We start from the raw sequence: 7,566 nt of genomic DNA, 5'->3' as shown, positions 1-7,566 counted from the left end.
GCGCGGGAGGCGGCGGCTCCGCCGATCGTGGTGCCCGCGACGGCCGTGGCGGCGACGGCCACGGCCGCCTTGGTGCCGACGGCCGCGAGCACTCCGCCGGACCCCGCTGCGGCTCCCGCCGTCCCGGCTCCGGCTCCGGCCGCGGCTCCCGCGCCGGCGGCGCCCGCCGCACCGGCCGGGACGAGCCCGGCGGCGGCCAGCGGGAACAGCGCGGCGAGCGCGACGGCGGCACCCGCCAGGGCGCGGACGCCCCGCGACTCCCAGTCCGGCCCGTACGCCCCGCCCGCGACCTCGTCGAGCCGCCCGACGAACGCCGACGCGCTGACCGGACGGTCCGCCGGGTCCTTGGCCATGCCCCGCGCGACGAGCGGGCGCAGCGGCTCCGGGACGTGCTCGGCCGGCACGGCGCCGTCGAGATGCCCCGCCATGATCGACGCGCGGTCCCCGGTGTACGGGCGGCGGCCGGTCAGGGCCTCGTAGAAGACGCACGTCGCCGCGTACACGTCGGTCGCGGGGGTGGCGGGCTCGCCGCGCCACTGCTCCGGCGCCATGTACAGCGGCGTCCCCGCGGCGGAGGCGCCGCCCGCCACGACGGCGATGCCGAAGTCGACGAGCCTGCTGCGGCCGTCCGCCGGGACGATCACGTTCGCGGGCTTGTAGTCGCGGTGGACGACCCCGGCGGCGTGCGCCGCGGCGAGCCCGAGGAGCGACCCCTTCAGCGCGCTGAGCGCCGCCTCCGGCTCCAGCGCCCCGTACCTGCGCAGGATCTCCCGGAACGGGACGCCGTCCACCGCCTCCATCACGATGGCGAGGTCGTCGCCGTGCTCGACGAGCCGGTAGAGCCGGGCCACGTGGGGGTCGTGGACCCGGCCGAGCATCCGCGCCTCCTCCCGGAACCGGTCCCGCGCCTCCGGGTCGGCGCCGGCCGCGAGGTACTTGACCGCGACCGGTGTGCCGCGGACCGCGTGCCGTGCCAGCACGACCCGGCCCTGCGCGCCCCGCCCGAGTTCCCGCACCTCGTCGAACTCCGGAACACGCCACTGCGCCATGGGACGTCCCTCCCGTCAGGTCCAGGTCGCCTTCGCGAGGATCTCGTCGAGGTCCGGGGTGCCGAACTCGTCGAGGATGAGGAGGCGCGGCTCCGTCAGGTACCAGTACCGCTGGACATACGTCACGCTGGTGGGCTTGAACTGGTCGGCGCCCTGCAGGACGAGGCAGTGGATGCGCCATTCGCGGTACTGGGCCGTCCGCGTCCCGACCTTCGCGGTGCCCGTGCGCACGGGCTTGGCCCGGTCGGCGTCGGTGCCGATGCCGTTGAGGTCGCCGCGGTGCGGGCAGGTGCGGAAGGCTTCGGTCTCCGGTCCCCAGGGGCGGTCGGTGCTGAAGCCCTTCCAGCCGTTCTCCTGGTCGTTGCGCCACGGTTCGCCGATCACCACGAACCCCGGGCAGTTGTTGTCGTAGGCCTTCCGGTTCTTGTCCTTCGGGGCGCCGATCGTGGACGGGGAGCATGCGCCGGGGGAGTTCACCCAGTAGTTGCCCTTGGGGCGGCCCGGAAGGTCGGTCAGCGGCGAGAGCCTCCAGTCCACCGGGGTGGTGAGGGTGAGGGTGCCGAACGACATCCGCTGCCCGGACGGCGTCGCCTTGGCCGTCGCCGTGGCGGCGACGGGGGTGCGGTCCCGGTCGGGGCGGGTCGCGGCGTAGACGCCGGCGCCGACCGCGGCGGTGCCGGCGACGGCGGCGCCCGCGATCGCGACGCCCGCCTTCGTGCCGACCGCCGACAGGAGCCCGCCCGAGCCCGTCGCGGCCCCGCTCGTCCCCGCCGATCCTGTCGCTCCTGCCGCTCCCGCCGTACCGGCGCCCGCTGCGCCCGCGCCGCCGGGCAGCAGGCCCGCGGCTGCGAGCGGGAACAGCGCGGCGAAGGCGGTGGCCGCGATGGCCAGCGCGCGCACGCCCCGCTGCTCCCAGTCCGGGCCGTAGGCATTGACGGCGACGCGGTCGAGTTCGCCGGCGAAGTGCGCGGCGCTCGGCGGACGGTACGCGGCGTCCTTCGCCATCCCCTGCAGCACGAGCGCGCGCAGCGGCTCGGGGACCGCGTCCGCCGGGACGGGCGCGTTCGAGTGCTGCCCCATCAGCCCGATGCGGTCGTGCGCGCGAAAGGGCCGCTCACCGGTCACGCATTCGTAGAAGACGCACGTGGCGGCGTAGACGTCGGTGGCCGGGGTGGCGGGTTCGCCGCGCCACTGCTCGGGCGCCATGTAGGCGGGGGTGCCCGACCGGTCGCCCTCGCCCGTCCACACGGCGATGCCGAAGTCGATGAGCTTGCTGAGGCCGTCCGCGCGGACGACGACGTTGGCGGGCTTGTAGTCGCGGTGCACGACCCCGGCGGCGTGCGCGGCGGCGAGCCCGCGCAGCGACCCCTTCAGGACCAGCAGCGCCGCCTCGGGGCCGAGGGCGCCGTGCTCGGCCAGGACCCGCTTCAGCGAGACGCCCTCGACCGCCTCCATGATCAGCGCGGTGCCGTTCTCGGTCTCGACGAGCCGGTAGAGCCGCGCCACGTGCGGGTCGTCGACCCGGCCGAGCATCCGCGCCTCGTTGCGGAAGGCGTCCCTGGCGCGCGGATCGGCGTCGGCTGGCAGGTACTTGATGGCGACGGGCGCGCCGGTCCCGCCGTGCCGGGCCAGCGCCACCCGCCCCTGCGCGCCGCGGCCGAGCTCGCGCACCTCCTCGAATCCCGAAACCCGCCACTGCGTCACCGGCCACCCCTTGGGTTCGTCCCGATCGGTCCACCATTGTGATGCGGCATACCGGGGGAAGGTTGGTCACTCCTCGGCGGTGTGCATGCGGCGGGCGGTGTAGGCCACGTCGGGGTGGGCGTGGGCGCGCAGGGCGCGCAGGAGGTCGCGCCAGGGGGCGGGCCAGCCCGCGCGGCGCGCGTGGACGCCGGTGAGCGCGGCGGCGAACAGCCCGCCCGCGAGGTCGCCGCGTCCGGCCAGCCGTTCCGCGTGGGGGAGGACCGCCTCGGGATCGGGCGTGCCGGCGGGGAGGGTGACGTACTCCGGGTAGGCGAGCCACCTCTCGTCCGCCCACGCGACGAGGGCCTCGGCGACCTCCCGGGCCGCGAGGACCCCGCCGGCGCACCCGTCCGCGAGGGCGTCCAGCGCGGCGGCCGTGCCGGGGACGTCCCAGCGGAGCGTCGCGGCGGCCAGCTCCCGGGCGAGGTCGCCGGGGAGGCGGCCGTCCAGGGCGGCGACGGCCCGCTCGGCCGTGTCGCGGTCGCGGTCCGCCGCGCCGCGCACCGCGCCGACCAGCGCCGTCAGCCGCTGGAACGCGGGCAGGTCCCGTTCGGCGCCGGCGCTCGGCTCGTCGGGCGCGGCGGCCAGGCCGGCCGCGGTCGCGCCGAGCTCCGCCGCGCCGTAACCGGCGACGACGCAGCCGACCAGCGCGTCCAGGGCCGGCCTCCAGCCCTCGGTCACGGCGAGGTCGGTGACGAGGCCGGCCACCACCGCCGGAGCGTCCGGCGCCCACTGCGCCCACTGGGGAACGTTCGGCAGCGCGGCGGCGCGCGCCTCGGTGTCGTCGGAGCCCGCCACCCGCAGCACCAGCGAGGCGTAGAAGCCGCGGAACCGCTCCTCAACGGCCAGCGGCGGCGTGCCGAGCACCTGGCGGGCCAGGTCGCGCGGGCCGTCCGCGGCCTCGCCCAGGATCCGCCGCGCCACCGGTTCGGCCAGGTACGGGCGGACCGCCGAGGCGATCGCGGCGCGCACGTCCCGGTGCTGGCCGGGGTCGTCCCAGGCGGCGGCGACCAGGTCCAGGGCGTCCGGCACCCGGTTGTGCAGCAGGATCCGCAGCGCCTCCTTGCGCGCGGTGATCTTGCCCTCCCGGAGCGCCGGACCCAGGATCGCCGCCAGCTCCGACGGCCGGACGAAACGGGCCGCACGGGTCATCGCGTACATGGCGACGTGCGCGTGGTCCGTGGCGGCGTGCGCGAGCAGGTCCGGCAGGACGGCCTGCGGGGACGCCGTCCACGCCACCGCGGTCAGCGCGGTGCGGCGGATCCGGTCGTCGTCGGAGTCGAGGTAGGGGCGCAGCCGTGCCGCGTCCACGCCCGGCACCGTGCCGATGGTCCGGATCGCGCTCGTCCGCGCGTCGCCCGGCTGCTCCTCGTTCCCGGCCACGCGGGCGAGCAGGCCGAGGTAGGCGTCGCGCTGCCGGGACGTCCACCGGCGCATCCACGCCGCGGCCATGTGCGGGACGTAGGTGACGTCCGCGCGCTGGAACCGTCCTGGCGGAGTCGTCCCGCCGAGGACCAGGTGCAGCAGGTCGGTGCGCTCGCGGGCGATCGCGGCCAGGACGGCCGGGACCGCGACGGCCGACGGGTCCTTCGCGACGACCCGCCCGACGCGTTCGGCGCGGGTGCCCGGGGGAGCGAGCCACAGCCCGATGGCCTGCTTGAGGACGTCGTCGCTGCGCGCGTCGAGAGCGGCCTCCAGCGCGTCCTGGAGGCGCGGGACGCGGTGCGCGCGGCGGCCCAGCGCCCGCACGAGCACCAGCGCGAGGCGGTGGTCGTCGCGGCGCGCGGCGGCGTCGAGGTGGGGCGCGAGCGTGTCGGCGAGCCGGAACTCCTGGCCGTGCCGCAGCACGCGGTCGAGGCGGCCGAGGAACACCGCGCCGGCGTGGCCGATGAGCCGCTCGACCAGCTCCAGCCCGAACACGACCAGGTCGGCGTCGTCGCGGATCGCGCCCTGCCGGCAGAACGCGGCGGCGATCCGCCCGAGCGCCTGCCGGGTCATGTACGAGCAGTCGCGGGCGGCCAGCGCGTCGTCGGCGAACCGCGCCACCGCCGCCGCGTGCTCGGCGCGCAGCAGGCCCTCCGGGACGTTCGCGAGCGCGTCCAGCGCCGAGTACCGCACGGGATCCTGCTCGTTGCGCAGCCGGACGAGCGAGTCCAGCATCGCGGTCAGCGTGCCCGGATCGCGGCTGCGCCCCGCGCACGCGATCAGCAGCGCGTAGCCGGTCGCGCGGTCGTCGGCGTCCGGGCGGCGGGTCAGCGCCTCCAGGACCGGCGTCCCTTCCTCGTACGGAAGGAACGCGCTGATGCTCCAGTAGCGCGCGGGCGTCTCGGCGACCCGGCGCAGGCGCAGCATCCGCCGCGCCTCCCTCACCCGGAGCGCGCGCGGGAGGACGTCGAGGAGCGACTCGTCCAGTTCGGCGGCCGACAGGTCCACCCCGGCCATCGCGGCGTCGAACACGTGCTCGCGGCGCGACGGCGGGAACGCCTTCAGCAGCAGGCGGAGCGCACTGTCGTCCTCGCGGACGGCGCGCGCCACCCGCGCCACGTCGCCGTCGCCGAGCGCCGCGAGCCGGTCCCGGACGGACCTGCGCCACAGCACCCGGCGCAGCGAGCGCTCGTACCGCTCGGAGGTCAGCAGCCGGATCATCCGGACCGGCTCCGCCTCCAGCAGCACACCGGTCTTCGGGTCCAGAGCGAACGGCAGCCCCGGGTCGCCGCCGAACCGCTCCAGCAATCCGACGACACGTCCCGGGTCGTGCCCCACCGCCGCCGCGACGCCGGGTCCGTACAGCCCCCACAGCCCCGCACGCAGCCAGTCGGCCGCCTCCGCGAGCCGCCGCTCCGCATGGTCCAGCACGACGCCGGGATGCGCGCCGCCGAGCGACGCCCAGTTCGGGACGGCGCGCGCGAACGCGTCGATCCGCTCCGCCACTACCGGCGTGCTGCAGGCGGGCAGCAGCGCGGCGGCCTCCTCCACGCCCCAGCGGTCCGCGACCGGCCCGACGAGCGCGTCCGCCAGATCCGCGCGCCGCCGCCTGCGGACGGCGTCGTAGATCTCCGACCGGATCGCCGCGGGCGCGTCGCCGAGCCCGGCGAGGAACGGCTCCGGGCCGTTCCCGTACTGCACGTACAGCCGGATCGCGCGGCACGCCAGCTCCGCGTCGGCGTCGCCCATGGCGCGCGCGATGTGCGCGAGCGACGCCTCGTCCCGCACGGCCGACGCGACGAACAGCCCCACGGACCGCTCGTAGTGGCCGCCGTCCGCCAGCTCGCCGAGCAGCGCCGCCAGCTCCGGCGTGCCGGCGCGCCCGCGCAGGTCCGCCAGCCGCCGGCAGCGCTCCCCGAACGGCAGCGGTTCGACCTCGGTCAGGAGCTCGTCAGCACGCATGCCGGGCATCCTGCCGGAATCGCCGCCCGCCTTCACATGATTTACGGCGCTTCGCCGGTACCGGCGGTCGTACCGGTCGTACTGGTCGCGCCGGTCGTACCGGTCGTACTGGTCGTGCCGGTCGTACTGGTCGCGCCGGTCACGTCGGCCCGCGCCCGGGTGACCGCCTCCGCCAGCTTCCGGACCCGCGGCTCGTGCTCGTCGTACCCCACGACGACCGGCGGCTCGTTGTACGGCATCGTGTCCGACGAGCGGCGCAGCTTCACGTACTGCCCGCACGCGTCGATCGCGTACGGCTCCATGTCGTCCTGCAACGCGCCGATCACCGTGATGCCGTGCGTCTCGCCGATCTTGCGGAACAGCGCCACGGCCTCCTTGCGGTGCTCCTTGCCCAGGTTGCGGCCCAGCTCGTCCAGCACCAGGCACAGCCGCCCGCCGCCGGAACTGGCCAGCGCCGCCGCACACACCAGCTTGACCGCCTTCTCATCCATCAGCGCCGTGTTCGCGCGCCGGTTGTACGGGACGTACCGCTGGCCGTCCGAGCGCCGCCACTTCGGCGTCACCCGCCAGCGCCACTCCTGCTCCGGGTCGCCGGGCTGCTCCGGCGTCGGGAACTCCAGCGTCGCGCCGTACCCGCCGTACGTCACGTCCAGCTTCTCGAACTCCTCCGACACCCGCTGGAGCCGCGCCCGGATCGCCGCCGTCAGCGCCGTCCGGTGCGCCTCCGCGGCGCCCGCCGCCTCCATCGCGCCCTTGCGCGCCTTCTCCAGGTCGGCACGGCGCCCGGACAGCTGCACCTCGATCTGCCGCCGCTGGTGCTTCTCGTAGTCCTCCTGGCGGCGCAGGTAGCCCTCCAGCGACTTCGCCAGCCGCAGGAACGTGGCCTGCTCCCGGTCGGTGCGGCGGCCCTCGCCCTCGGCGCGCTCCCGCAGCAGGAACCGCGTCTCCTCCGGCATGTCCTCATCGGACGGGCCGTCCGGGAAGACGCGCCGCAGCGCCTCCGACAGATGCTTCTCGGCGGTGTGCCACCACTCGGCGGGCGTCCACGTCGCCTCGTCGTCGTCGAGGCCGGACAGCCACTCGGCGGCGCCGTCCCGGGAGCCGCCCCACTCCTTCTCCAGCTCCTCCAGGCCGAGCGCCGCGCGCTTGTCGGCCAGCTCCGCCGCCTTGCGCCGCACCCGGTCGCGGTCGCGGTCGTGCGCCTCCTTGCGCCCGCGCAGCCGGTCCACCTCCAGCGCGCGCGTGTCCGCCTTCGCCTGGAGCCGCCGCACGGCCTGCTCCGCCGACCCCAGCCGGGGACCGAGCTTCGACTCGCTGCTCGCCAGCTCCTCCAGCTGCGCCCGCAGCTCCGCCATGCGCTCGTGGACGGGGTCCTGCTCGTCCGCCG

General features: G+C 76.5%; 3 protein-coding genes and 1 pseudogene. All 4 read right to left on the bottom strand.

The features are described from left to right. Positions 1–1,049 (bottom strand): serine/threonine-protein kinase (locus ABZ914_RS42295; protein ID WP_500200373.1); only part of this gene is annotated, 1,049 nt, incomplete at its 3' end. A 15-nt stretch (positions 1,050–1,064) separates the two neighbouring features. Beyond that, complete coding sequence (locus ABZ914_RS42290; RefSeq protein ID WP_500200371.1) at positions 1,065–2,753, bottom strand: serine/threonine-protein kinase; 1,689 nt, start codon at positions 2,751–2,753, stop codon at positions 1,065–1,067. A 66-nt stretch (positions 2,754–2,819) separates the two neighbouring features. Further along, positions 2,820–6,179 (bottom strand): HEAT repeat domain-containing protein, encoded by a 3,360-nt coding sequence (locus ABZ914_RS42285; RefSeq protein WP_500200369.1) that lies wholly within the window; start codon positions 6,177–6,179, stop codon positions 2,820–2,822. A gap of 41 nt (positions 6,180–6,220) precedes the next feature. After that, positions 6,221–7,566 (bottom strand): annotated as a pseudogene (locus ABZ914_RS42280) (chromosome partitioning protein ParA); the annotation flags it as partial.

The organism is Spirillospora sp. NPDC046719 (genome assembly GCF_040645715.1).
Lineage (GTDB): Bacteria > Actinomycetota > Actinomycetes > Streptosporangiales > Streptosporangiaceae > Spirillospora.
This window is presented reverse-complemented; position numbering and strand designations above follow the sequence as displayed.